Raw genomic sequence first — 25,220 nt, 5'->3', positions numbered from 1 at the left:
TTACACCAGCCTGATTGCTTCCGCTTCCACGTTTTCTGCCCGCCGCCGGTGGCGCTCACTGCGGCGGGTGCGATCCTGGAACTGCCCTGCCAATTGACCACAGGCGGCATCAATATCGTCGCCCCGGGTGGTACGCACGGTGGTCACGTAACCCGCGTCGATCAATACCTGCCAGAAGCGAGAAATGGCATTCTTGCTCGGCCGCTGATAGTCCGACAGGGAGAACGGGTTAAAGGGAATCAAATTGATCTTGCATGGCAACACCCGCAGCACTTCGGCCAGCTCCCGGGCATGCTCCAACTTGTCGTTCACCCCGGCAATCAGGGTGTATTCAACGGTCACCACGCGATGCTTATCCGGCTGCTTATCCAGATACCGCTTACAGGCGGCCAACAGCTCGGCAATCGGATAGCGACGGTTAATCGGCACCAGTTCGTTGCGCAGGGCATCGTTTGGCGCATGCAGCGACACCGCCAGCGAAACCTCTGACACATCGCCAAGCTTGTCCAACATGGGCACCACACCGGAGGTGCTCAGGGTCACCCGGCGCTTGGACAGACCATAGCCGAAATCGTCCATCATCAGATGGGTGGCATCGACAACGTTTTCGAAATTGAGCAAAGGTTCACCCATGCCCATCATCACTACGTTGGTCACCACCCGACCTTTGCCAGACTGAAAGGCATCGAAGGATTTCAGCGCCAGCCACACCTGGCCAATAATCTCAGCGGCAGTCAGGTCACGCATGAAACCCTGTTTACCAGTCGAGCAGAAACTGCAATCCAGACTGCAACCCACCTGGGAGGACACACACAGAGTGCCCCGTTGCCCATCGGGAATAAACACGGTTTCTACCAGATTGTTGCCGCCCACCTCGATGGCCCATTTGCGGGTGCCATCTTTGGAGTCGAGCTGGCGGGCGACCTTGGGCGGCCGAATTTCCGCCACCTCGCTGAGCTTGGCGCGCAGCGCCTTGCCCAAGTTGGTCATCTGCTCGAAGTCATCAATTCCGTTGTGGTGAATCCACTTCAGAATCTGTTGGGCGCGGAATGGCTTCTCGCCTATCGACCGGAGAAAATCCTCCAGCTTGTGGCGAGGCATACCCAACAGGTTTACCCGTTGGATGCTTGCGGTTTCACACGTCTCGTCGTGAGCCATCACCATTCCTCCCGGTGAAGCGCTCTTAGCCGCGCTCGCAGATTTCGCTGGTGGCGAAAAAGTAGGCGATTTCGCGCTGGGCTGAGGCTTCTGAATCAGAGCCGTGCACGGCATTGGCGTCGATGGACTCAGCGAAATCAGCGCGAATTGTGCCAGGCGCTGCTTCCTTGGGGTTGGTGGCGCCCATCAGCTCGCGATTCTTGAGGATAGCGCCCTCGCCTTCCAGCACCTGCACAGTCACCGGACCGGAGGTCATAAAATCCACCAGCGCGGGAAAGAAAGGACGGCCTTTGTGCTCGGCGTAAAAGCCCTCAGCCTGCTCACGGCTCAGGCGCAGCATTTTCGCTGCCACGATGCGCAGGCCCGCTTTTTCAAAGCGGCTGTAAATTTCGCCAACCACATTTTTGGCAACGGCATCGGGTTTTACGATTGAAAGGGTGCGTTCAACGCCCATCGCTAATATTCTCCAGTAAAATCAATATGTTCAAAAAAGCCTGCAATACTGCAGACCCATCTTGCAAAAGCCGCTGATTATAAGGCCAACAGCCGCAAATGAATACGCCGCAACCCGCTAATTTGCGTGGACGGATGGATTCAGACCGCTTGTTGCGCGCCGCCGCGCAACCGGGCCAGCGCGTCGGCAACCATAGTCGCCGCCCGGGCCAGCTCCTCGGCGCTCGTGTATCGGCCAAAGCTGAAGCGCACAGAGCTCAGCGCCAGCGCCTCGCTGCAGCCAATACCGCGCAGCACATAGGAGGGCTCGAGACTGGCAGACGCGCAGGCAGAGCCGGTAGAAACCGCCAAATCCTTGAGCGCCATCAACAACAGCTCGCCATCCACATCGGCGAAACTCAGATTCACAATTCCGGGCCAGCCATCGGCCTGGCCGTTGAGCTGCACACCCGTCAGCGGCAACACCGCATCCAGAAACCCTTGTTTTAAAGACTGAAGGCGGGCTTGTTCTTCCACCAAATGATCCATCGCCAGCGCACAAGCTTCGCCAAAGCCGACTATCTGATGGGTGGCCAGGGTGCCCGAGCGCATACCCCGCTCATGACCGCCACCGTGAATTTGCGGCGCGATCTCGCAGCGACTGCGGCGGCGCACGAACAGCGCGCCAATGCCCTTTGGCCCATAGCACTTGTGCGCCGAAAGGGACATCAAGTCCACCGCAATGTCTGCCAAATTCAAGCTCAGCTTGCCCAGGCTTTGGGCCGCATCCACGTGAAAAAAGGCTTGATGGTCCCGCAGGCGGTCAGCGATAGCAGCAATATCATTGATACTGCCAAGCTCGTTATTGACGTGCATCAGGCTGACTAAAATGGTGTCATCCCGCAGCGCAGCCTTTACCTCGGCAGCGGAAATCACCCCCTCGGCATTGGGTTTGAGGTAGGTCACATCAAACCCTCGGCTCTCAAGATACGCGCAGGTATCGAGCACCGCCTTGTGCTCAATTGTGGAGGTAATGATATGGCGACCGCGATCAGCATAGGCCTCGGCAACTCCCTTGATCGCCAGGTTATCAGCCTCGGTAGCCCCGGAAGTCCAGACAATCTCGCGCACATCGGCGCCAATCAGCTGGGCGACCTGGCGACGGCTGTTTTCGACCGCCGCCTCCGCCTGCCAGCCAAGCAGATGAGAGCGTGACGCCGGATTGGCAAAATTGCCCTCCAGGGTCAGACAGGCGGCCATTTTTTCAGCCACTTTGGGGTCAACCGGCGTAGTCGCCGCGTAGTCGAGGTAAATCGGCAAAGACATTTGGTCCACCGTGCTTAATCCACCATGGTCATCAGAATTTGATCCCGACCACGGAGATTTTGACGCGAGGCAATCTGCTGAATTTCCCGGCGCTCAACCAGGCTCGCCAGGCTGATACCGCTCAAGAAAGTGTGGATCTGATCGCTCAAATCGCTCCACAGGTGATGGGTGAGGCAAACCTCCCCCTCCTGACAATTGGCTTCCCCGGCGCAATTCGTGGCGTCTACGCTCTCATCCACAGCGTCAATAATTTCCGCCACAAAGGTCTTCTCAATCGGGCGCTGCAGGCAGTAGCCGCCGCCCGGGCCGCGGATGCTGCGTACCAGGCCGCGTCGACGCAACTTGGCAAACAATTGCTCCAGATAAGACAGGGAAATATGCTGACGCTCTGAGATCGCAGCCAAACTGACCGGCCCCTGATCACTGTGCAAAACCAGATCAAGCATCGCGGTAACCGCATAGCGGCCCTTGGTGGTCAGACGCATATTATCTCGCAACCTCCATCATCGAACTCGGCCTTTGTTGTCGCTCTCGAAACACCCTTCAACCCTTCGCGGCATCCGCCGGCTCCGCCCCTTCATCTGCGCCCCGTTGACGAATCTGGTACTGGGTTGAGGTGAGAATCCCCCGCAGGATGTTCACCTCCATCTCGTCGGGTCGAGCCCGGGTGTAAAGCCGCCGCAAGCGCGTCATCAGCTGCTTAGGCGCCTTCGGATTGAGAAACCCCATCTCACTCAGGGTCTCTTCCAGGTGAACAAAGTAGCGAGCGAGGGCATCGGCGGTCGCCGGCGGCATATCCCACTCGGCCAGCGGGTTATCAATCAGGCCACCATCAAGATGCGCCATGCGCAACTCGTAACACAGCACCTGCACCGCCATTGCCAGATTCAGGGAGCTGTACTCTTCGTTGGCGGGGATGTTCACGTGCAAATTGCACTGCTGCAGCTCTTCATTGGTCAGCCCGCGATCCTCACGACCAAAGACCACGGCCACTTTGACTTGCCCGGCTTCGGCATAGGCCCGCTGGGCGCAGTGACGCGGATCCAGCAATGGCCAGGGAATGGTCCGCCCCCGGGCGCTGGTACCGATCACCAGGCCGCAGTCAGCGATGGCCGCCTCAAGGGTGTCGAAGACCTTGGCGCTATCGAGAATATCGGTGGCACTTGCGGCTCGCCAGGTGGCTTCGTCGTGAGGATATTTGCGCGGTTCCACCAATGCCAAATCGCTAATGCCCATATTTTTCATCGCCCGGGCAACACCACCGATGTTGCCGGGGTGCGAGGTGTTTACCAACACAATGCGAATGTTATCCAACGACATCAGTTTGCCTCCTCGGCCAACTGCCGGATACGCGCCACCATGGCACGCAAACCATTGCCGCGGGTGGGGCTCAAATGACGCAGCAGCTGCAACTGCTCGAAGTAAGCATCCACATCAAAGGCCAGAATTTCGTCGGCACTTTTGTTGTTGTAGGCACTGAGAATCACGCCGAGCAGCCCCTTCACAATAAACGCGTCACTGTCCGCCTGGAATTCAAATCCGCCATTGCTGCGCTCATGTTCCAACCAGACCTGACTTTGACACCCACGAATCAACCGATCCTCGGTTTTCAAGTCCTCGGGCATCTCGGGCAGTTCCTTGCCCAGATCAATAATGTACTTGTAGCGGTCTTCCCAGCTGTCGAAAAAGCTGAGGGTGTCCACAATGTCATCGGCAGTAATGCTGCGACCAAAGGGGTTTTCAGTTGCCATGACGCTCCTGTTTCGTCATCAATTTATCCGTCACCAAATCGTCGCGCACCGCTTCAACTCGCCCATGACGGGCTGTCACGCCAAGGCGGCCTCAATAAAACATGCCGGTTTCAAGTTGGGCCTCTTCCGACATCATCTGTCGGTTCCACGGCGGATCAAACACCAGTTCCACGTCGACGTGAGCCACATTCGGCACCTGGGCAACCCGGTATTCCACATCGCCGACCAATACCGGACCCATGCCGCAAGCGGGGGCCGTCAGCGTCATTTCAATCTGCACCCGCTTAGCCTCCTGGTCGATTTCAACCTTGTAAATCAGGCCGAGATTAACCAGGTCCACTGGAATTTCCGGGTCAAACACCGTTTTCAGGGCATCCCAAACCTGGGACTCCAAAATCTCATCCCCTGGCGGCGGATCAAAGGTCAATACCTGGGGCTCAAAGCCGAGGGCCGCCGCATCGGTGCCGTCCACCCGAACCATGTTGCCGTTGTAGGTCACCGTGTAATTACCGCCTAACGACTGGGTAATGGTGACAAAATTATCTTTCGGAATGGTAATCGGCGTACCCACCGGAACGATGCGTCCGGGGCAATCACTGACCGTGACCACCATTTTGCGTTCCATCAGTTACCACCCGCCATGACGTTAAAGCTCTCGCCGCAACCGCACTCGTCGGCAACATTGGGATTAATAAATTTCAAGCTGCGATTCAGCCCTTCCTGGGTGTAATCAATCAGCGTGCCGCGCACCATGGCCACCGCATTGTCTGCCACCAACAAGCGCACACCATTATCCAGGGTCAAGGCAACATCGCCCTGACTGGGCTGGTCGGCAATATCAATCACGTACTTATAGCCGGTGCAGCCACTCTCTTTGACTGACAGACGAATCGCGGCATCTGTCTGGCCGCCTAACTGCTTGTTGAAATGCGCCTGGGCGGCCGCGCTGACCGTCACAAGCTGCTCAGGTGCAAAGGTTTCTACGCTCATAGTGCCTACTCCAACTCACGCAAGATCACTCTGTCGAACCGGGCCAGCGTTACCCGCCACCCATTTCGTTAGAGCCATTTACATCAAAAAGGTTTTCGCCTTCTCCAGGCCGGCAAACAACCTGTCGACGTCATCGAAGGTGTTATACAAGGCAAAAGACGCTCGGGCAGTGCCGGGGATGCCAAACTGTTTCATGATGGGCTGGGCGCAGTGATCACCCGTACGCACGGCAATCCCCTGCTGGTCGAGCAACATACCCAAATCTGCGGGATGGCTTCCCTCGAGCAAAAAGGAAAATGCACCGGCAATCTGCTTTGCCCGGCCAACCCGGGTCAATCCACTGAAATTGGCCGCTTTCTCGTGGGTGTATGCCAGAAGCGCCGCCTCATGGACAGCTGCGGCCTTGCGGTCCAGCGATTGCAGAAAATCCACCGCCGCACCCAAGCCAATGGCGCCGGCGATGTTGGGCGTGCCAGCCTCAAACTTGAAGGGCAGGTCATTAAAGGTAGTGCCGGCAAAGCTGACCGTTTTGATCATCTCGCCGCCACCGTGGTAGGGCGGCATCTGCTCGAGCAATTCCCGCCGACCGTAGAGCGCGCCCATTCCGGTAGGGCCATACATTTTGTGGCCGGAAAAAGCGTAAAAATCGCAGCCCAGCGCCTGCACATCAACGCTGAAATGAGGGACTCCCTGAGCACCGTCGATCAATACTTTGGCACCGGCCTGGTGGCCAAGGTCGATGATTTCTTGAATCGGGTTAACACTGCCGAGGGCATTGGATACATGTCCTACCGCAACGATTTTGACCCGCTCATCGAGAAGCGAGCGAAACGCCGCCATGTCCAGTTCGCCCTCCGCAGAAACCGGAATGGCGACCACTTCGGCGCCGCATTCTTGGGCCACCAGCTGCCAGGGCACAATGTTTGAGTGGTGTTCCATGGCCGACACCAACACCCTATCACCCGCTCGCAACACCCTGCGGCCGTAACTACTGGCCACCAGATTGATTGCTTCGGTGGTTCCCCGAGTCCAGATGATCTCGGCCGTTTCCGCCGCATTGAGCAGCGCCGCCACCTTTTGCCGGGCAGCCTCAAAGGCCAGCGTGGCACGATCACTCAGGGTATGGGCGCCCCGGTGGACGTTGGAGTTATCGAGGCGGTAGAAATCGCTAATGGCATCGATCACCCGCTGGGGCTTGTGCGTCGTCGCGGCATTATCCAGATACACCAGCGGCTGGCCATTCACTTCCTGCTGCAAGGCCGGGAACTGGGCGCGCAGCGCAGCAACATCAAAGCTGGCTGCTGATTGCACGGCGGCCTCACTCATGCGGCTTCTCCGGGATTGGCAAATTTGCGCTCAAACAGACGCTCAACCAGCGGTGTTAGGTAATCACGCAAAGGCGCGTGGCGGAGCTGGCCGAGCAACTCGTTGATAAAGCCAAAGCTCAGCATCATTTCTGCCCGGTGGCGGGCCAGACCCCGGCTCTGCAGGTAATACAGCGCCTTTTCCTCAAGCTGCGCCACGGTCGCACCGTGGGCACATTTCACATCGTCGGCGTAGATTTCAAGCTCGGGCTTGGTATCCACTTCCGCATGACGGCTGGTGAGCAGGTTTTTATTGCTCAATTCCGCCGAGGTTTTTTGGGCGTCGGGATGAATATGGATACGACCATTGAACACCGCGCGACCGTAATCGCCGACAATGCCACGGAAAATTTCCCGGGTCGTACAATTGGCCACGGCATGCTCGATGCAGGTATGAAAATCAACCACATGCTTGTTATGGGGCAGATAAATGCCATTGAGCTCGCAGTGAGCCCCCTCACCCCGGTGATTGACCACCACATCGCTGCGCTGCAAAGCCGCGCCGAAACTGGTCATAAAGCTGCTCAGGTTCGCGTCGCGCTCGAGATTCACGTGCACACCGCCGATATGGAGACTGTGCTCTTCTTCCAGATGAAGATGGTAATGGGTCAGCCGGGCATTGGCATCGATTTGCAGCTCGGTGATGCTATTGGTGAAGCAGTTTTGCGCCTCGTCCGTGCTGCTGAAATGCTCCACCACTGTCGCGTCGGCGCCGCTTTCAAGATGTACCAGCAGACGCTGATTCACCACAAAGCTCTCGTCCTCGGTGGCGGTGATGTGGTGAATGTAAATCGGGGTGGTCACCACGGCATTTTTTGCCACGCGCAGATAAACCCCTTCGGCAAGCCAACTGTTATTCAGTGCAGCAAACAAGTGCTTTTCTGAATCGGCGATATTGCCAAGGCGGACCAAAATTGCCTGCTGCTGATCGGCATCTGCATCTGAGAACAGCGCCCATTCAACCCCTTCTGGCAAGGCTGGGCTGGACATCTCCGCCTGAAAACGGCCGTTCACAAACACCAGTGAACAGGCGTCCAAACCGGGGATCGGGTCGGGCTGAGCGGGAAGCTGGGCACCGGCAGCGGTTGGCCAACGCAAATAACTGCCGTCGGCGAGGGCCTGCAAACTGGTGTACTTCCAGCTTTCTGTTTTCCGGGTGGGAAAGGGAGTGACCTTCCACTGCTCGCGGCCACGCCGGTTCAGCTCAGCCAACCAGGGCAAGCCCTGTGGCTGCAGGCTTGCCGCTTTTTCGGAAAAAACCGCCATCAGGCCACCTCTTTCGTGATCCAGCCGTAGCCCTTCTGCTCCAGCTCAAGCGCCAAGGAGCGATCACCGGATTTGATAATCCGGCCGCCAGACAGCACGTGAACGAAGTCGGGCTGAATGTAATCCAGCAAGCGCTGGTAGTGGGTCACCATGACAAATGCCCGGTCAGCAGCGCGCATGGCATTCACGCCTTCCGCCACTACTTGCAGGGCGTCGATATCCAGGCCAGAGTCGGTCTCATCAAGGATGCACAGTTTGGGTTCCAGCAGCATCATCTGCATCAGCTCGTTGCGCTTTTTCTCACCGCCAGAGAACCCTTCGTTGACGCCCCGCTTGAGAAACTGATCATCCAGGTTCACGGCCTTGCACTTCTCCCGCGCCAGCTTCATGAACTGTACGGCATCAACGGGCTCTTGACCGCGATGGACACGCACCGCATCCACTGAGGTTTTCAGAAATTCCATATTGCTCACCCCGGGGATTTCCACCGGGTACTGGAATGCCAAAAACAGGCCCTCCCGAGCACGCTCCTCGGTGTCCATGTCCAGCAGATTTTTGCCGTCAAAGTCGACGCTGCCCCCGGTGGTCTCATAACCCTGTCGACCGGCCAACACGTGACCGAGGGTGCTTTTACCGGAACCATTGGGGCCCATAATGGCATGCACTTCACCGGCCTTAACCTCCAGGCTCAGGCCTTTCAGAATTTCTTTGTCGCCCACATTCGCGCGCAAATCTTTAATCGACAACATAGGTAAATCATCTCTCCGGAATGGGATGGGATCGTGTGCGGCCCTTAGCCGACCGACCCTTCTAGGCTGACTTCAAGCAGCTTGCCGGCCTCAACCGCAAACTCCATGGGAAGCTCTTTAAAGACTTCTTTGCAGAAGCCGTTAACAATCAGTGATACCGCCTTCTCTGCGTCCAGCCCCCGCTGCTGGCATAAATACAGCTGGTCATCACTGACCTTTGAGGTAGTGGCTTCGTGTTCGACCACGGCGCTGGGGTTACGGCTTTCGATATACGGGAAGGTGTGAGCGCCGCAACGATCGCCAATCAGCAGGGAATCGCACTGGGTGTAATTTCGCGCCCCCTCGGCGCGACTGCCCATACGCACCAGACCTCGATAGGCGTTCTGGCTACGCCCTGCCGAGATACCCTTTGAGATGATGGTAGAGCGGGTGTTGCTGCCCATATGAATCATCTTGGTACCGGTATCGGCCTGCTGGAAGTTGTTGGTCAGGGCAACCGAGTAGAACTCGCCAACGCTGTTATTGCCACGCAACACCACACTGGGATATTTCCAGGTCACCGCCGAACCAGTCTCGACCTGGGTCCAGGAGATTTTGGCATTGTCGTGGCATACGCCACGCTTGGTCACAAAATTGTAGATTCCGCCCTTGCCATCTTTATCGCCGGGGTACCAGTTTTGCACCGTGGAGTATTTGATCTGGGCGTCACCCAACGCCACCAGCTCAACCACCGCCGCGTGCAGCTGATTCTCATCCCGCATCGGCGCGGTACAGCCTTCCAGGTAACTGACGTGACTGCCCTCATCAGCAATGATCAGAGTGCGCTCAAACTGGCCGGTTTTGGCCTCGTTAATACGGAAATAGGTGGACAGCTCCATTGGGCAGCGCACCCCCTTGGGGATGTATACAAAAGAGCCATCACTGAACACCGCACTGTTCAGCGCAGCGAAGAAATTGTCTTTGCGGGGCACCACCGAGCCGAGGTACTTTTTCACCAGCTCCGGGTATTCATGCACCGCCTCAGAGATAGAACAGAAGATGACCCCCGCCTCTTTCAACTTGGAGCGGAAGGTTGTGGCAACGGAGACCGAATCAAATACAGCGTCCACCGCGACACCGGCAAGCATCTCCTGCTCGTGCAGCGGAATACCGAGTTTTTCGTAGGTACGCAGCAGCTCAGGATCAACTTCGTCCAGACTCTTAGGCTTGTCGGCCATGCTCTTGGGCGCGGAATAATAGGACAAGGCCTGAAAATCAACCCGGGGATACTTTACGTGGGCCCAATTCGGCTCATTCATTTCCAGCCAGCCCCGATAGGCCTCCAGACGCCACTCCAGCATCCACTCGGGCTCACCCTTCTTGGTGGAAATAAAACGAATCACGTCTTCATCCAGCCCCGGTGCCAGGGTGTCCGACTCGACCGCTGTGTAAAAACCGGCCTCGTAGTCGTTTTTCAACAGGGAATCAATTTGTGCCTGTTCGCTCTGTGACATGGTGTTGGACTCAAAAATCGGTGGAAATCGAATGGCAAATAGCAGCAGCCCGGCGAAATCACCCAGACCACACACCTGCCGCCGAGGTGCCTATTGTTACAAAACCAAGCAATTTACTCAACTATTAGGCAAAAGTGCGGCGCAAATTATAGCACTGAATTGAATGGGGAAGCCGGATTGTTTGCCGCCGTTGGTAAGGCTTGGGCTACTCTTCGGGGCACCAGCGAAAGCGCCAGCCCTGCAAACGCGCCGCCCAGTGCTCGTGAACCCATAAATCGGCTACGGCCACCAGCTCATCGTTTACGTAGATCAGCGGCAAGCGGGCTCGCCGCCAGGGCGGAACGGCCGCCTCCTGCAGCAGCTTTTTCAGCTGCTGGGAGTGGGGCCGCCCCACGGGCTGAAAGCGCTCTCCCCCTTGCCGAAAGGCAACGGTAAAGGGCAGCGGCGCAGCACCTGGACCCGGCTCAGCCGCAAGACAGCCCACCCCCGGCATTGCCAGTGGCTGAGCGCCATCCCAGCGCCAACGGGCCTTGGGATCAAAATCCGCCAGCACCGTCACATACAAATGCCCCTGAAAACGCCGGATCTGCCTGCCCGCGAGCTGCACCAGGGGCTGGGCGTCCTCCTCGGCACTGACAGCCTGCTGCACCGCCTGCAGCTGAGCGAGGCTGGGCACGATCTGCCACCCGGCCAGCCAGCGGCGCAGCCGCCGTTGCTGCTGGGCGGTATTCAGCATGGCCAGAGAAGCAATCGGAAAGGGCTTTTTGTCTATATCCCCAAGCGGGTCGAGGCAATGCTGCTCGGCAGTACTCGCATCTTCAATCAAGCGCCGAAGTCGCATCATGCTGCCGCGATAGCCGGGCCAGCGCTGACTCACCAGCGGCAGCACCTCATTGCGAAGAAAGTTGCGATCGAAACGGCTGTCGCTATTACTGGGGTCTTCCACCCACTCCAGTCCGTGCTCCCGGGCATAGGCCTCCAGGTCAGAACGGGGCAGGGCCAGCAGTGGGCGGCAGATCAGCCCGGCTCCCAGCGGGCGCGTCTCAGGAATGCCGCGCAGGCCATCCAGCCCCGTTCCGCGAAACAGCCGCAGCAACATGGTCTCGGTTTGGTCGTCCAGATGGTGCCCTTGGAGCAGCAGATCACCCTCTTCCAGCTGGCTTTCAAAGGCCTGATAGCGCGCTTGGCGAGCAGCGTTCTCCAGGCTTGCGCCCGACTCAACACTTACCTGCAAACAGGTGAACTCCAGCCCCAAGCGAGCACAAACCGCAGCACAATGTTGCTGCCAGTCGTCGGCTTGGGCCTGCAATCCGTGATGAATATGAATGGCCTGCACGGGCGAACGTGGCGCCAGCGCAGTGAGAGCATGAAGAAGAACCGTGGAGTCGAGTCCCCCGCTGAACGCCACTCGCCAGCGCCGCCCCTGGTAGGGCTGCATTTTGCTGGCGAGATGATCAATCAGCGAGGTCATGGGGCGGGAGCCGCGCAGGTCATACTGCGCGACCAGCCTTTATCAGGCCTTGCCGTAGGACATCAGCCGGTCGTAACGGGTCGCCAGCAGCTGGTCTTCCGGCAAGCTCTGCAGACGCTTGAGCTCTTTCACCAGGTGAGATTTCACCCGGCCGGCCATATCGTCGATATCCCGGTGGGCACCGCCACGGGGCTCGGGGATGGTGGCGTCAACAATACCCAGCTCTTCCAGCACCGTTGAGGTCAAGCCCATCGCCTCGGCCGCATCGGGGGCGAATTCGGAGCTTTTCCAAATAATGTTGGCGCAGCCTTCTGGAGAGATAACGAAGTAAGTGGAGTACTGCAACATGGCGATGTGGTCACCCACACCAATCCCCAGTGCACCGCCAGAGCTTCCTTCACCGATTACCACACAGATGATCGGCGTTTTCAGCCGTGACATGACTGCCAGGTTTTGGGCGATGGCCTCACTGATACCCCGCTCTTCACTGTCGATGCCGGGATAGGCTCCGGGGGTGTCGATCAGCGTGACAATAGGCATGTTGAAACGCTCAGCCATTTCCATCAGCCGCAAGGCCTTGCGGTAACCTTCGGGCTTGGGCATGCCGAAATTGCGTTTCACCTTCTCCTGGACGCCGCGACCTTTCTCCTGACCGATCACCATCACCGGCATACCTTCAAGGCGGCCAATACCAGCCACAATGGCCCGATCATCACCGAAGTGCCGGTCGCCGTGCAGCTCGTCAAAGTCGGTGAAAATACGACGAATGTAGTCCAGGCAGTAGGGGCGCATGGGATGACGGGCAATTTTCACCACGTCCCAGGCAGTCAAATTCGAGAAAATCTTTTCTGTCAGCTTGCTGCTTTTTTCCCGAAGCTTGGCAATTTCCTCGGTAATGTTGAGGTCGTTGTCGTTACCTACCAACTGCAGCTCTTCAATTTTAGCTTCCAGTTCGGCAATGGGCTGTTCGAAATCGAGATAATTAGGGTTCATTTTTACTCTTGATTTGCTGTTTGCGCCGTAAGTTAGGCCACCACACCCACCGTATTCGGGGGCGCCCGGCAAGATCAGGCACAGATTATACGTTATTCGTAATTGATAACCACGTTGTTGACACCGTAATCATCGCGCAGCCGCTGCAAGACATCGTCTTTGGGCAGAATATTCCAGGCCTCGCCGAAGCGGATGCGACCGCGCCCTTCGGGGCGCTGGTATTGCACAACCACCGGACACCGACCGCCCCGAGCCACACTTAGCGCGCCTTTGAGCTGCTCCAGACTGCGCTCGCTCAAGGCATCTGAAGACAAGGTCAGCAACAGTTCCCGGGCGCTCTGTTCTCTTGCCTCAGCCAGGCTGCGGACCGATTTGACCCGCATTTTCTTGCCGCCACTGTATTCATCAAAGCTGCAAACCCCCTCGACCACCAGCACACTGTCTTTGATCAACTTGTCCCGATGCTCTTCATAGCTATCGCTAAACAGGGCCACCTCAATCCGTGCACTGCGGTCATCGAGCTGCACAAAGGCCATGGTGTCGCCGCGTTTGTTCTTCATGGTGCGCATATTGACCACCAAACCGGCGATGGTCTGGGCCTGCTTGTCTGGCTGCAGATCGACAATACGCTTGGGCACAAATCGCCGCAGCTCGGCTTCATAATCGTCGATAGGATGCCCGGTCACATAAAGACCCAGAGTGTCCTTTTCCCCCTGCAGGCGCTCCTTGGTATTCCAACGCCGCACATTGCGAAAGGGCGCATACACATCCCGGTTATCCACCGCCAAGGTATCGCCAAACAGATCGACCATGCCGCTCTCAGCATTTTTGGCCGATTGCTCGGCGACCTGTACCGCTTCTGCCATGGCCGCCATTAACACAGCACGATCTTCGCCCAGGTCGTCGAAGGCGCCGGCGCGAATCAGCGCCTCAATGGCCCGCTTGTTAACCTTGCGCGGGTCCGTGCGCTCGCAGAAATCAAACAGATTTTTAAAGGCTCCGCCTTTGCTGCGAGCGGCAATAATATTTTCTACCGGGCCTTCGCCGAGACCTTTGATCGCCCCCAGGCCGTAAACAATTTGTCCTTTGTCGTTCACGGTGAACATATATTCACCTTCATTCACCGAGGGCAATTTGTAGTCGAGCTTCATTGCCCGACACTCCTCGATGAAGATCACGATTTTGTCGGTGTTATCCAGTTCCGAACTCATTACCGCTGCCATAAACGGCGCCGGGTAATGGGTTTTCAGCCAGGCGGTCTGATAAGACACCAGCGCGTAGGCCGCCGAGTGAGACTTGTTAAAACCATACCCGGCAAATTTTTCCATCAGGTCGAAGATGTTGGAGGCCAACTCCTCGCTGTGGCCTTTTTCCTGGGCACCGGCGAGAAACAGCACCCGCTGCTTCTCCATCTCCTCGGGTTTTTTCTTACCCATTGCCCGGCGCAACAAATCAGCGCCACCGAGTGTATAACCGCCCATTTCCTGAGCGATCTGCATAACCTGTTCTTGGTAGAGAATGATGCCGTAGGTCGGCTGCAAGATGGGCCGCAGGCATTCGTGCTGATACTGGGGATGGGGAAAGGCCAATTCGGCACGGCCGTGCTTCCGGTTGATAAAGTCATCCACCATCCCGGACTGCAGCGGCCCAGGGCGGAACAGGGCCACCAGTGCGACAATGTCTTCAAAACAGTCTGGCAGCAGGCGCTTGATCAGATCCTTCATACCCCGGGATTCAAGCTGGAACACCGCGGTGGTTTCGGCCTTTTTCAGCAAGTCAAAGCTGGGCGCGTCATCCAGCGGGATGGCCATAATGTCCAGGTCATCTTCACCTTCTTTGCCGCGCTTGGCATTGATGATTTTCAGGGCCCAATCGATGATGGTCAGGGTGCGTAGACCAAGGAAGTCAAACTTAACCAAGCCTGCATCTTCAACATCATTCTTATCAAACTGGGTGACCAGACCGGCCCCGGTTTCATCACAGTACAGGGGCGCAAAATCCGTCAGTTTAGATGGCGCAATCACCACCCCGCCGGCGTGCTTACCAACACCCCGAACCACCCCTTCCAACTGGGTAGCCATATCCCAGATTTCCTGGGCTTGCTCGTCACCACTGAGAAAGTCCCGCAGATCCGCCTCCTGGTCATAGGCCTTTTGCAAGGTCATGCCCACTTCAAAGGGAATCAGCTTCGACAACTTGTCCGCCAAACCGTAGGACTTACCCTGCACCCGGGCAACATCCCGCACCACCGCCTTGGCCGCCATTGTGCCGAAGGTAATGATCTGGCTCACCGCATCTCGGCCGTAATTGTCGGCCACATAATTGATCACCCGATCGCGACCTTCCATGCAGAAGTCGACGTCGAAGTCGGGCATCGACACCCGTTCGGGATTCAGAAAGCGCTCGAACAGCAGGTCGTATTCTATGGGGTCGAGGTCGGTGATCTTCAGCGCATAGGCCACCAGGGAGCCGGCACCCGACCCCCGCCCCGGCCCTACCGGAATGGCGTTGTCCTTGGCCCACTGGATAAAGTCCATCACGATCAGGAAGTAGCCGGGAAAACCCATCTGCAGGATGATATCCAGCTCGAAATCGAGTCTCGCCCGATATTCTTTTTCCTTCTCGGCGAAATCGGCCGCGTTGCGATCAAACAGAAAATCAAGTCGCTCGGTAAGACCGTCGTGGCTGAGCTGGCGAAAGAAGTCGTCCTGAGTCATTCCCTCAGGAATCGGATACTCAGGCAAATAATAAGTCCCGAGCTCAATCTCCACACTGCAACGCTTGGCAATTTCCACCGTGTTTTGCAGGGCTTCTGGAATATCTGCAAACAGCTCTGCCATTTCGTCGGGGCTGCGCAAGTACTGCTGATCACTGTATAGCCGCGGGCGCCGAGGGTCGTCCAACACCCGCCCATCGCGGATACAGACACGAGCCTCGTGGGCCTCAAACTCGTCGCTCTCCAGAAAGCGGACATCGTTAGTGGCAACCACCGGGCAATCACACTGGCTGGCCAACGCCACCGCCGCGTGAATGTAGTCATCTTCGTATTGTCGGCCGGTGCGCTGTAGTTCGAGGTAGTAGCGATCACCAAACACCGACTGCCAGCGGTCGAGGCTTGCCCGGGCCAACCCGGTCTTATTGCTCAACAGCAATTGACCAACATCGCCTTCGCGGCCGCCCGACAGGGCAATCAACCCATCGTTGAGCTCTTCTACCCAACTGCGCTGCAAGTACGCCTTACCCTGATACTGGCCCCTCAAGTAAGCGCGGGAAATGAGTTCTGTCAGGTTTTTGTAGCCACGGAGATTTTGGGCCAGCAGGCACAAGGTGAATATCTGATCCGGCGCGTCATCGTCGCGCACAAAAAAATCCGCGCCAAAAATCGGCTTCAGGCCGGCCCCCTGGGCCGCCTTTTGAAACTTGATCAGGGCGTAGAAGTTACACAAATCGGTGAGGGCCACCGCCGGCATATCCATGGCGGCAACCGTTTTACAAAGGGATTTCACCCGAATAACGCTGTCGACCAGGGAATATTCCGAGTGCACCCGCAAATGAACAAAATCGCTAGTCATGGTGCTCCCCCAACAGGGCTTTAACAGGCGCATAACTGCGCCGGTGAATGGGTGTAACGCCAAGCTGCTGCAGGGCAGCGAGGTGAGCCTTGGTGGGATAACCCTTGTGGCCACTCAGCCCGTAGCCTGGATACTGGCGATCCAGCTCCACCATCTCCCGGTCCCGGGTAACCTTGGCCAGGATCGACGCCGCCGCAATAGCCTGCACCCGGCTATCACCTTTGACAATAGCCTGGGCGCGATAGGGCCAGATGGGCAGACGATTGCCGTCCACCAACACCAGCTCCGGCTGCACCGAAAGCTTGGCAACCGCGCGATGCATGGCCAGCAGGCTGGCCTGTAAAATATTCAGCTTATCGATCTCGGCAACGCTGGCCCGGGCAATCGCAAAGCTCAGCGCACACTCACAAATTTCGTCAAACAGTTGTTCGCGCTTTTTTTCGCTCAGCGCTTTGGAATCGGTCAAACCGTTGATTGGCCGCTCGGGGTCGAGAATCACCGCCGCGGTCACCACATCGCCACACAGAGGCCCGCGCCCCACTTCGTCCACCCCGGCAGTGAGCACCGGAAAATCCGCCGTCTGAAACAGGTCACCAGTGTCAGGCATCAATCGGACCACACAGTGAAAGTACAACCTCCGCCGCGCGGTCGCTGGCCCGCCGGGCCAAGCCCTGATGAATATCGCGAAATTCCGCCAGCAGCGTTTCACGATGATTGGCATTATTCAGTTGCTCGAGCAGCAGCGGGCCGATTACCTCAGCGCACACCTCGTCCTGCAACAACTCAGGCACCAACGCACGCTGAGCAAGCAGATTGGGCAGCGAGAAATGCGGCGTTTTTATCAAGCGGGACAGAATTTTGAAGGACCATTTACCAAAACGGTAAGCAACCACCATCGGCCGCTGCAGCAACAGCGCCTCCAGGCTAGTCGTACCGGAGGCCATTAACACCGCATCGGCCGCGGCCATGACTTTTCGGGACTGGCCCAGCACCACCCGCACCGGCAAATCCTGGGAACGGCTGGCAATGATGTCGAGAATCTGCTGTTTTCGCGCAGCATTTGCTGCCGGAATCAAAAATTCAATGCCGGGATGAGCGCGACATAACCACTGGGCCGTCTCCAGAAAAGGCACCATCAGCTGGCCAACTTCGCCGCTGCGACTGCCGGGCAAGATTGCCAGCACCGGATGCTCGCCACTGACATCCAGCTCCGCACGAGCGGCGTCGCGCTGGTCTTCAAGGGGAATCTGATCAGCCAGGGGGTGACCAACGCAGGTCACGGGAACACTGTGTTGGCGATAAAACGCTTCTTCAAAGGGAAACAAGGTCAGCATGTGGTCAACTGCCTTGGCAATGGTTTTTACCCGTCCCTGACGCCATGCCCAAACTGACGGACTGACATAGTGCAGGGTTTTGATGCCGCGCTGGCGAAGGAACTTTTCAATATTGAGATTAAAATCGGGCGAATCGATACCAATCACAATATCAGGCTGCCAAGCCAGCATGTGCGACTTGACCAGGCGACGGATTCGTAGCAGCTCGGGCAGACGTTTCAACGGCTCCACCAAGCCCATGACGGCGAGGCGATCCATCTCACACAAACTGTGAAAGCCCTGCTCAAGCATCAGAGGGCCACCGACACCCTCGAACTGCGCACCGGGAACCCGGGCTTTAATCGCCTTGATCAAGTCGGCTCCGAGAATATCTCCGGAAGCCTCGCCGACAATTATGCCAATTCGCAGTGACGTCATGATTTTTCTCAGCGGGGCTGCCCTCACGCCAGAGCGCGAGCACAGCGAGGGCAATTTAGCGGACGATGCCCCGTTTGGATTGGCTCAGCGAATCCACCAGGAGCTGCACTTCGGGCGTATCAACCACCATCTCTTGCAGACGAAGAATCGCCTCTTCGCTGGTCAGCCCTTGACGATAAATAAGTTTGTAGGCGCGGCGAATCGCCGCAATCGCGTCGCTGCTAAAACCGCGACGCTTGAGTCCTTCTGCATTAATGGTTTTCGCTTCGGCGGGTGAACCACTCACGGTGACGTAGGCTGGCACATCCTTGCTAATACCACAGCCAAAACCCGCGAAGCTGTGAGCACCAATCGCACAATACTGATGAACCAGGGCGTAACCGCTGAGGATCGCCCAATCGCCGACCGTAACGTGGCCAGCCAGGGACGCGTTATTGACCAGAATACAGTGGTCACCGATCACCGAGTCATGCCCGATATGGGCATAGGCCATAATGAGGTTATGGCTGCCAATGATGGTCTTACCCTGATCCTGCACGGTACCCCGATGAATCGTGACCCCTTCACGGATGATGTTGTTATCACCCACCAGAAGCTGGGTCGGCTCACCCTGGTATTTCAGGTCTGGGGTGTCCTCACCCACCGTGGAAAACTGGTAGATAGTGTTGTTACGACCAAAGCGGCTGGGGCCCTTCACCACCACATGGGAACGAATATCGCAGCCTTCGCCCAATTCCACACCCGCGCCAATAATGGTCCAGGGGCCAACTCGACAGTTGGCACCAATTACCGCGCTGGGATCGACGATCGCCCGGGGATCAACCTGAGCACTGGGGTGGATATTGTCCGTCACTGTTAACGCTTCCGGTCAATACACATAATCGTCGCGGAGCAGGCCAACTGGTCCTCTACAAAGGCCTTGCATTCAAACTTCCACAGACCCCGTTTGTCGGACACGTAATCCGCTTTGAGAATCAGCTGGTCGCCAGGGACTACCTGGCGTTTGAAACGGCAGTTGTCGACACCAGCAAACATATAGATTGAGCCATCGGATGGCTTCTTATCCAGGGTTTTAAAGCCGAGAACCCCGGCGGCCTGGGCCATCGCCTCGATAATCAGCACGCCGGGCATAATCGGCAAGCTAGGAAAATGGCCATTAAAATGCGGCTCATTACCGGTCACATTTTTTACCGCGACAATGGACTTACCCAGCTCCAGTTCGATGACTTTGTCTACCAACAAGAATGGATAGCGCTGGGGCAGATACTCTTTGACTTCATTGATGTCCATTACCATGGCTCAACTTTTTCCTTCTTCATTTTTTAAGCTTTTTTCTAAGCTCAACACCCGGCGGAACAGTTCATCCAACCGACCGAGGCGAGCCATACTTTTTCGCCACACGGACGACTCCATCGCACTCACCCCACTGGAGTAGGCTCCGGCCTCTGTCAACGACTTGGCTACCAGAGAGCGCGCAGTAACATGGACATTATCCGCTATTTGCAGATGCCCAAGCACCCCAACACTGCCACCAAAAGTGCAGTTTTTGCCAATCTTTGTGCTTCCCGCGACCTGACAGCCCCCCGCCATCGCAGTCCCGGAACCAATCTCAACATTGTGCGCAATCAGTATCTGGTCATCGAGAATCACACCGTCACCGAGAATGGTATCGGTAATAGCGCCTCGATCGATTGACGAGCAGGCACCGATCTCCACCCGAGAGCCGATCCGCACACTACCTATCTGATGGACCTTTACCCACCCTTCCGGGCTCGGGGCAAAACCAAAACCGTCCGCGCCAATCACCACACCCGAATGGATCACGCAGTGATCGCCGAGTACCACCTTGTGATAAAGGGTGACATTGGCGTGCAGCAAGCAGTGTTTGCCTACCTTTGCGTCGGCGCCAATGACTGTCCCTGGGCCCACTACGGTGCCCTCACCGATCTCGGCACCCTCCTCGATCACGCAGTTGGCGCCGATGGCAGCCGACGGGTGCACCTTGCTCGACAGCACCACCGCGCTGGCGTGAACACCGGCAGCAGGCCGACGCCATGGATCGAACAAGGCGCTGGCGCGGGCATAAGCCAGGTAGGGGTTATCCGCAATAATGGCAGAGGCGGGACAATCAGCCTGCATTGACGGGTGGACGATCACCGCCGTAGCCCCGCTCTCGCTTAACTGGGACTTGTATTTCACATTGGCTAAAAAACTGAGCTCCCCAGCCTTGGCCGACGCCAGTGGCGCCAACCCGGTGAGGAGCTCATCGCCTTGCCCACTGAATGCTAGATCCAGAGCGGCGGCAAGTTCCGCCACGCTAAATGTGGGCGTCGACATTACTTAGCTTGGTTAAGCTTATCTGCCACTTTCGCGGTGATATCGTAGCCGGCTTCAACGTGCATCACTTGCTGACGAGGCAACAGCAGACCAATATTTTCCTCTTTGATTACCTGGGGCAGAACTTTCTGCAGCACAGGACCAATCTCTTGCATGATGCTTTGCATTTCTTGTTTTTGCGCAGCTTCCAGCTTGCGAGCAATATGCTCGGCATCGCCGCGGGCAGCATCAATCTTGTTTTTACGGGCGACCTTCTGCTCGTTGCTCAGCACATCCATATCTTTCTGGAACTGCTGAACCATTTTGTCGAAGTCTTTTTTCAGCGTTTCCAACTCCTGCACATTGGATTTGAACTCTGACTGATTGCGAAGCGCATTGATGCGGCTCTTGGCCAGCTCTGTATTCATTACCGCTGCATCGAGATCCAGTACGGCAATTCGCCCCTGTGCCATCGCACTGCCTGCCCAGATGGACACGAGCATGACTACCGCGACTTTAAACAACTTCATTTTGAACTCCTGCTTTTATGTGATGTTGTGAATTAAAAGGTTCGGCCCAAAGAGAACTGGAAGATTTCAGTTTCGTCCACTTTCTCGTCGTTCAGTGCCCGACCCAAACTGAAGGTCAGCGGTCCGAACCCAGTCAACCAGGTCACCCCGACCCCGGCTGAATAGCGTAACTTGCCCAAATCTGGCGTTGAGCAGTTAACCTGTGACACACCGCAATTGGTGCTAAATACGTTACCGGCATCAAAGAACAGGCCGCTGCGAACCGAACGCTGATCCTTTACGAAGGGCAGCGGGAACAGCAGCTCAATGGTGCCCTCAATCAGTACGTTACCGCCGAAGGGATCAGTGTCGTCGCGGACGCCAACGACCTCCAGTTTTCCGGTATCAGGGTCGAGCACATAGCCCACTTCGCTGGAGCGTGCAGTGGGATTCCCATTGGCATCCACCGCGGTCACCGCTGAGCGGAAGGAGTAAATATCTGCCGGGCTACTGCGCGGGCCAAGGGTATTACTGCGGTAACCCCGCACAGAGCCAAAACCACCTGCGTAGAAATTTTCGAAGAAAGGCAGGCTATCCAGCTCACCGTAGCCATCGCCATAGCCCAACTGGGTCTTGAAGCGGAAGGTCCAGTTATTGGTAATGGGGAAGTAGATCTGCCCTTCGTAGTTCACCTTGAAGAATTCCAGATCCGACCCCGGCACCGCAACCGAAATACCGACAGTTTGCGACGAGCCGCGGGTGGCAAAAATACCCCGGTTCAAGGTCGACCGCCGATAGGAAGTCCCGATGGTGTAGTTATCGAATTCACTGCCGAACTTGTCGAGGAAGCCATCTTCCTGCGGCTCGGTGAGCGCGTCTGGGCTCAGGTTTTCGATGGCCTGCAGGGTCTCTGCAGCGGCATAACCGCCTGTTTCGTCATTGAAGGTCGACTCAATAAAGAAGTCGACATCGTCAAACAAACGCGGGCTGGTAATGATCTCTTTTACCGCAGTGAGGCCTGCGTCAATTTCGGTGCGGCTCACACCCAGGTCGAAGTTGATGCGTTCGATTTCAGAGATCGGATAACCGAAGTTAACCGACGCACCGTAGGTATCGGTGGTGTAGCTGGCAACGTTGATCTCTTCCAGATCGGTAGAGCGGAAATAGATCGAGAAGCCCCGGGAAACGCCGTCTTCGGTGTAGTAAGGGTTCAGGTAATTAAAGCTGGCACTGGTCTGGTATTGGCTCTTAGACACACCAAAGCCAACTTGCTTGCCCGAACCAAAGAAGTTGTTTTGTTGAATATTGGCGCTCAACAGCAGACCACTATCCTGGGAGAAACCGACGCTGGCGCCAAGGCTGCCCGAGCTTTGCTCTTCGACTTCGTACACTAGGTCAATCAAATCATCGGTGCCGGCCACTTCGTTGGTGTTGACCTTGGCTTCTTTGAAAAAGCCCAAGCGCTCCAGCCGGATCCGGCCGCTCTCGATTTTATCCGATGAGGCGGGCGCGGCTTCCATCTGCCGCATTTCCCGGCGCAGTACTTCGTCAGAGGTTTTGGAGTTGCCTTTAAAGTCGATGCGGCGAACATAGGTCCGTTTACCCGGGTCGATGAAGAATTTCATCATCACCGTTTTGTTTTCTTCATCCACTTCCGGGATGCCGCGCACCTTGGCAAAGTTGTAGCCCTCATTGCCCAGGCGCTTGGTCAAAAATTCTTCGGTGCTGGTTACCAGGGCCTGGGAGAACACCTGTCCCTCTTTTACCAGCACAAACCGCATCAGGTCATCTTCCGGCAACACCAGATCACCCGACAGTTCTGCGCCGCTAACCTTGTATTTGTCGCCTTCCGTTACGTTAACGGTGATATACACATTTTTGCGGTTGGGGCTGATCGCCACCTGAACGGAGGAAGAAGAGAAGCGCAGATACCCGCGATCCAGGTAGTAGGAGTCGAGTTTTTCAAGATCGCCCCGCAGCTTTTCCCGGGAGTACTTGTCAGCGCTGCTGAACCAGGAAAACATGCCACCCGTTCTCAGCTCAAACTCGTCAAGCAGGGTTTCATCGTCGTAAATGGTGTTGCCAACAATATTGATGTGCTTGATCCGGGCATTACTGCCCTCATCAATGGTAATGGACACGGCAACCCGGTTGCGCGGCTGGGCAACCACATCGGTTTCGATGCTCGCGTCATAACGCCCCTGGGAGACATACTGGCGAGTCAGCTCAAGGCGCATGTTTTCCAAGGTGGCCCGTTTGAACACCTGACCTTCAGACAAGCCCGCGCCCTTCAAACCATCGAGCAAGGCCTCGGTTTCCAGGGCCTTGTTGCCCTCAATATTAATTTCACTGATCGCGGGCCGCTCTTCCACACCCACAACCAGAACGTCCCCCTCGATACCAATCTGGATGTCATCGAAGTTACCGGTTCTAAACAGTGCCCGGGTGGCATTGGCTATAGAGGCCGAGGAGATACTGTCCCCCACGCTCAGCGGCAGGGCAGAAAACACCGTGTCCGCCGATATCCGCTGCAAGCCCTCGACCCGAATATCGGTAATGGTCAGGGATGTCTGGGCCTGAACGCCAAAACTTAGCGAGAGTAGAAAGGTACTGAGAGCAACAATGCGTTTCATCAAAAACAAAAAACCAAGGCTTAGGGCCCCGCAGAGCAATGCTGCAGGTACCACATATCAAGTTCGAATACGCTTTGCCCCGTCGATCAAAGGCGCAATACGTCGTTATATAAAGCAAAAACCATCAAGCAAACTACCAGCAGCAACCCAACCTGATTGGCCATCGCCTGTACTTTTTCTGTCACAGGTTTGCCACTGCCCCACTCAATCAGTGCGTAGACGATGTGGCCCCCATCAAGAATCGGCACCGGCAGCAAATTCAACACTGCCAGACTGACACTCAGCAGCGCCAAAAAGCTCAACCACGCATACAAACCGTACTGAGCCGAAGAGCTCGCCACTTTAGCAATGGTTATCGGGCCACTCAAGTTTTTCGGCGAAAGAAGACCAGTCAACATTTTTTTAATGGATTCGACGGTGAAGACACTCATTTTCCAGGTCTTATCCGCCGCTGCCGAAATCGCCCCAATGGGGCCGTATTCCATCGTCCGGCGCATGGATTCCGGCCACTCTGGCATGACAGCACTGACCCCCGCGTAGCCATAGGCCTTGCCGTCATCACCCACCCGGCGTGCCGGGGTGAACATCATGGGCAGCGTAATATCACCGCGCTGGATCAGCATATTCAATTCGCGCCCCGGGTTGCTGCGAACAACCTCTACCCAGTCGGCCCAGCCATCCACTGCCTGACCATCCACACTTAACACCAGATCACCCGCCTGCATGCCAGCGGCGGCGGCAGCACCGTCAGCCATAACCTCGTCGACCCGGGCCTCTGCTTTGGGCACAAACAAGGTGACACCCAGCTCCTTAAGTGGGTTGGGCTCGTCGACATCATGCATCCAGCGGTCCAGGGATACCTGAGCGGTCTCTACCTGCCCACCGGCACTGGGTTTAACTGAGAATGACAAGGTGCCGTGCTCGCCAATGCGCTCCAGCAACTGGAGCTGCAAGGCCTCCCAGGTGGGCGTGCTTTCGCCATCGACCGCAAGAATTTCCTGCCCCACCTGCAAACCGGCTTGTTCGGCCAGGGAGCCCGGTTCAATCTGGTCGATGATGGGCGCAACACCGTTGACGCCGTTCAGAAACACCAGCCAGTAAACAAAGATAGCCAGCACAAAGTTGGCGAGCGGACCGGCTGCTGCAATGGCGATTCGTTTAGGGGGGGATGCCTGACTAAAGGCCTGGTCCAGCTCATGTTCTGCCACTGGCCCTTCCCGCTCGTCGAGCATTTTGACGTAGCCACCGAGGGGAATGCCGGCAACGGCGAATTCAGTACCGTGGCGGTCCACCCACTTCAGCAGCGGCTTGCCAAAACCGATCGAAAACCGCAGCACTTTGATTCCACAGCGCCGAGCCACCCAAAAATGGCCGAATTCGTGGACAGCCACCAGAATTCCCAGGGTCACCACGGTGATTAAAACGGTTTGTAACAATCCGAGCATG

23 protein-coding genes are annotated in these 25,220 nt (G+C 56.7%); all 23 read right to left on the bottom strand.

All coding sequences use genetic code 11. From position 1 onward, the window contains the following. The 23 genes from rlmN to rseP all read right to left on the bottom strand — a co-directional run bounded on the left by rlmN (window position 1) and on the right by rseP (window position 25,219). The gene (gene rlmN / locus NCG89_RS15880; protein WP_251087540.1) at window positions 1–1,158 is read right to left on the bottom strand and encodes a dual-specificity RNA methyltransferase RlmN; all 1,158 of its coding nucleotides are present in this window, start codon (window positions 1,156–1,158) and stop codon (window positions 1–3) included. A 25-nt stretch (window positions 1,159–1,183) separates the two neighbouring features. Beyond that, complete coding sequence (ndk, locus tag NCG89_RS15875; protein ID WP_251087539.1) at window positions 1,184–1,612, bottom strand: nucleoside-diphosphate kinase; 429 nt, start codon at window positions 1,610–1,612, stop codon at window positions 1,184–1,186. Window positions 1,613–1,752: 140 nt separating this feature from the next. Then, entirely contained in the window at window positions 1,753–2,916 is a 1,164-nt protein-coding gene (locus NCG89_RS15870; protein ID WP_251087538.1) for an IscS subfamily cysteine desulfurase, read from the bottom strand. A 14-nt stretch (window positions 2,917–2,930) separates the two neighbouring features. Continuing rightward, window positions 2,931–3,401 carry a Fe-S cluster assembly transcriptional regulator IscR gene (iscR, locus tag NCG89_RS15865; RefSeq protein ID WP_251087537.1) on the bottom strand — a complete coding sequence of 157 codons (471 nt, stop codon included), beginning with the start codon at window positions 3,399–3,401 and terminating at the stop codon, window positions 2,931–2,933. A gap of 58 nt (window positions 3,402–3,459) precedes the next feature. Further along, window positions 3,460–4,236: a tRNA (cytosine(32)/uridine(32)-2'-O)-methyltransferase TrmJ gene (gene trmJ, locus NCG89_RS15860; RefSeq protein WP_251087536.1), complete on the bottom strand. Its 777-nt coding sequence runs from the start codon at window positions 4,234–4,236 to the stop codon at window positions 3,460–3,462. Then, a complete protein-coding gene (locus NCG89_RS15855; RefSeq protein ID WP_251087535.1) occupies window positions 4,236–4,667 on the bottom strand; it encodes a SufE family protein in 432 nt (143 codons plus the stop codon). Before NCG89_RS15855 ends, trmJ begins: the two co-directional genes overlap by 1 nt. A gap of 91 nt (window positions 4,668–4,758) precedes the next feature. Further along, window positions 4,759–5,292, bottom strand: a complete 534-nt coding sequence (gene sufT / locus NCG89_RS15850) for a putative Fe-S cluster assembly protein SufT (RefSeq protein WP_251087534.1) — start codon at window positions 5,290–5,292, stop codon at window positions 4,759–4,761. Next, the gene (locus tag NCG89_RS15845) at window positions 5,292–5,657 is read right to left on the bottom strand and encodes a HesB/IscA family protein (RefSeq protein ID WP_251087533.1); all 366 of its coding nucleotides are present in this window, start codon (window positions 5,655–5,657) and stop codon (window positions 5,292–5,294) included. Before NCG89_RS15845 ends, sufT begins: the two co-directional genes overlap by 1 nt. Window positions 5,658–5,735: 78 nt before the next feature. Continuing rightward, window positions 5,736–6,983 carry an aminotransferase class V-fold PLP-dependent enzyme gene (locus NCG89_RS15840; RefSeq protein ID WP_251087532.1) on the bottom strand — a complete coding sequence of 416 codons (1,248 nt, stop codon included), beginning with the start codon at window positions 6,981–6,983 and terminating at the stop codon, window positions 5,736–5,738. Next, the gene (gene sufD / locus NCG89_RS15835) at window positions 6,980–8,287 is read right to left on the bottom strand and encodes a Fe-S cluster assembly protein SufD (protein WP_251087531.1); all 1,308 of its coding nucleotides are present in this window, start codon (window positions 8,285–8,287) and stop codon (window positions 6,980–6,982) included. The genes NCG89_RS15840 and sufD overlap by 4 nt, the downstream gene beginning before the upstream one ends. Further along, window positions 8,287–9,036 (bottom strand): Fe-S cluster assembly ATPase SufC, encoded by a 750-nt coding sequence (sufC, locus tag NCG89_RS15830; RefSeq protein WP_251087530.1) that lies wholly within the window; start codon window positions 9,034–9,036, stop codon window positions 8,287–8,289. The genes sufD and sufC overlap by 1 nt, the downstream gene beginning before the upstream one ends. A gap of 44 nt (window positions 9,037–9,080) precedes the next feature. After that, window positions 9,081–10,529: a Fe-S cluster assembly protein SufB gene (sufB, locus tag NCG89_RS15825; RefSeq protein WP_251087529.1), complete on the bottom strand. Its 1,449-nt coding sequence runs from the start codon at window positions 10,527–10,529 to the stop codon at window positions 9,081–9,083. Between the two features lie 205 nt (window positions 10,530–10,734). Beyond that, entirely contained in the window at window positions 10,735–12,000 is a 1,266-nt protein-coding gene (gene tilS / locus NCG89_RS15820; RefSeq protein WP_251087528.1) for a tRNA lysidine(34) synthetase TilS, read from the bottom strand. Between the two features lie 42 nt (window positions 12,001–12,042). Further along, the gene (locus tag NCG89_RS15815) at window positions 12,043–12,993 is read right to left on the bottom strand and encodes an acetyl-CoA carboxylase carboxyltransferase subunit alpha (protein WP_251087527.1); all 951 of its coding nucleotides are present in this window, start codon (window positions 12,991–12,993) and stop codon (window positions 12,043–12,045) included. Between the two features lie 92 nt (window positions 12,994–13,085). Beyond that, on the bottom strand, window positions 13,086–16,565 hold the full coding sequence (gene dnaE, locus NCG89_RS15810) for a DNA polymerase III subunit alpha (protein ID WP_251087526.1): 3,480 nt from the start codon (window positions 16,563–16,565) through the stop codon (window positions 13,086–13,088). After that, the gene (rnhB, locus tag NCG89_RS15805; RefSeq protein WP_251087525.1) at window positions 16,558–17,172 is read right to left on the bottom strand and encodes a ribonuclease HII; all 615 of its coding nucleotides are present in this window, start codon (window positions 17,170–17,172) and stop codon (window positions 16,558–16,560) included. The genes dnaE and rnhB overlap by 8 nt, the downstream gene beginning before the upstream one ends. Next, a complete protein-coding gene (lpxB, locus tag NCG89_RS15800; protein WP_251087524.1) occupies window positions 17,165–18,316 on the bottom strand; it encodes a lipid-A-disaccharide synthase in 1,152 nt (383 codons plus the stop codon). Before lpxB ends, rnhB begins: the two co-directional genes overlap by 8 nt. 55 nt (window positions 18,317–18,371) lie before the next feature. Then, window positions 18,372–19,169 carry an acyl-ACP--UDP-N-acetylglucosamine O-acyltransferase gene (lpxA, locus tag NCG89_RS15795; protein WP_251087523.1) on the bottom strand — a complete coding sequence of 266 codons (798 nt, stop codon included), beginning with the start codon at window positions 19,167–19,169 and terminating at the stop codon, window positions 18,372–18,374. Between the two features lie 2 nt (window positions 19,170–19,171). After that, entirely contained in the window at window positions 19,172–19,612 is a 441-nt protein-coding gene (fabZ, locus tag NCG89_RS15790) for a 3-hydroxyacyl-ACP dehydratase FabZ (RefSeq protein ID WP_251087522.1), read from the bottom strand. Window positions 19,613–19,615: 3 nt separating this feature from the next. Continuing rightward, entirely contained in the window at window positions 19,616–20,653 is a 1,038-nt protein-coding gene (lpxD, locus tag NCG89_RS15785; protein ID WP_251087521.1) for a UDP-3-O-(3-hydroxymyristoyl)glucosamine N-acyltransferase, read from the bottom strand. Further along, the gene (locus NCG89_RS15780) at window positions 20,653–21,156 is read right to left on the bottom strand and encodes an OmpH/Skp family outer membrane protein (protein ID WP_251087520.1); all 504 of its coding nucleotides are present in this window, start codon (window positions 21,154–21,156) and stop codon (window positions 20,653–20,655) included. Before NCG89_RS15780 ends, lpxD begins: the two co-directional genes overlap by 1 nt. Before the next feature lie 38 nt (window positions 21,157–21,194). Further along, a complete protein-coding gene (gene bamA, locus NCG89_RS15775) occupies window positions 21,195–23,774 on the bottom strand; it encodes an outer membrane protein assembly factor BamA (RefSeq protein ID WP_251087519.1) in 2,580 nt (859 codons plus the stop codon). 86 nt (window positions 23,775–23,860) lie between these two features. Next, entirely contained in the window at window positions 23,861–25,219 is a 1,359-nt protein-coding gene (gene rseP / locus NCG89_RS15770; protein ID WP_251087518.1) for an RIP metalloprotease RseP, read from the bottom strand. Window position 25,220 lies beyond the last annotated feature (1 nt).

The organism is Spongiibacter taiwanensis (assembly GCF_023702635.1).
Lineage (GTDB): Bacteria > Pseudomonadota > Gammaproteobacteria > Pseudomonadales > Spongiibacteraceae > Spongiibacter > Spongiibacter taiwanensis.
The sequence above is the reverse complement of the archived record's forward strand: the minus strand, read 5'-3'. Positions and strand labels throughout refer to the sequence as shown.

Bases quoted from the DNA above. Each gene is read 5' to 3' on its own strand.
- rlmN (WP_251087540.1), bottom strand. From the start codon at position 1,158: ATGGCTCACGACGAGACGTGTGAAACCGCAAGCATCCAACGGGTAAAC.
- ndk (WP_251087539.1), bottom strand. From the start codon at position 1,612: ATGGGCGTTGAACGCACCCTTTCAATCGTAAAACCCGATGCCGTTGCC.
- NCG89_RS15870 (WP_251087538.1), bottom strand. From the start codon at position 2,916: ATGTCTTTGCCGATTTACCTCGACTACGCGGCGACTACGCCGGTTGAC.
- iscR (WP_251087537.1), bottom strand. From the start codon at position 3,401: ATGCGTCTGACCACCAAGGGCCGCTATGCGGTTACCGCGATGCTTGAT.
- trmJ (WP_251087536.1), bottom strand. From the start codon at position 4,236: ATGTCGTTGGATAACATTCGCATTGTGTTGGTAAACACCTCGCACCCC.
- NCG89_RS15855 (WP_251087535.1), bottom strand. From the start codon at position 4,667: ATGGCAACTGAAAACCCCTTTGGTCGCAGCATTACTGCCGATGACATT.
- sufT (WP_251087534.1), bottom strand. From the start codon at position 5,292: ATGGAACGCAAAATGGTGGTCACGGTCAGTGATTGCCCCGGACGCATC.
- NCG89_RS15845 (WP_251087533.1), bottom strand. From the start codon at position 5,657: ATGAGCGTAGAAACCTTTGCACCTGAGCAGCTTGTGACGGTCAGCGCG.
- NCG89_RS15840 (WP_251087532.1), bottom strand. From the start codon at position 6,983: ATGAGTGAGGCCGCCGTGCAATCAGCAGCCAGCTTTGATGTTGCTGCG.
- sufD (WP_251087531.1), bottom strand. From the start codon at position 8,287: ATGGCGGTTTTTTCCGAAAAAGCGGCAAGCCTGCAGCCACAGGGCTTG.
- sufC (WP_251087530.1), bottom strand. From the start codon at position 9,036: ATGTTGTCGATTAAAGATTTGCGCGCGAATGTGGGCGACAAAGAAATT.
- sufB (WP_251087529.1), bottom strand. From the start codon at position 10,529: ATGTCACAGAGCGAACAGGCACAAATTGATTCCCTGTTGAAAAACGAC.
- tilS (WP_251087528.1), bottom strand. From the start codon at position 12,000: ATGACCTCGCTGATTGATCATCTCGCCAGCAAAATGCAGCCCTACCAG.
- NCG89_RS15815 (WP_251087527.1), bottom strand. From the start codon at position 12,993: ATGAACCCTAATTATCTCGATTTCGAACAGCCCATTGCCGAACTGGAA.
- dnaE (WP_251087526.1), bottom strand. From the start codon at position 16,565: ATGACTAGCGATTTTGTTCATTTGCGGGTGCACTCGGAATATTCCCTG.
- rnhB (WP_251087525.1), bottom strand. From the start codon at position 17,172: ATGCCTGACACTGGTGACCTGTTTCAGACGGCGGATTTTCCGGTGCTC.
- lpxB (WP_251087524.1), bottom strand. From the start codon at position 18,316: ATGACGTCACTGCGAATTGGCATAATTGTCGGCGAGGCTTCCGGAGAT.
- fabZ (WP_251087522.1), bottom strand. From the start codon at position 19,612: ATGGTAATGGACATCAATGAAGTCAAAGAGTATCTGCCCCAGCGCTAT.
- lpxD (WP_251087521.1), bottom strand. From the start codon at position 20,653: ATGTCGACGCCCACATTTAGCGTGGCGGAACTTGCCGCCGCTCTGGAT.
- bamA (WP_251087519.1), bottom strand. From the start codon at position 23,774: ATGAAACGCATTGTTGCTCTCAGTACCTTTCTACTCTCGCTAAGTTTT.
- rseP (WP_251087518.1), bottom strand. From the start codon at position 25,219: ATGCTCGGATTGTTACAAACCGTTTTAATCACCGTGGTGACCCTGGGA.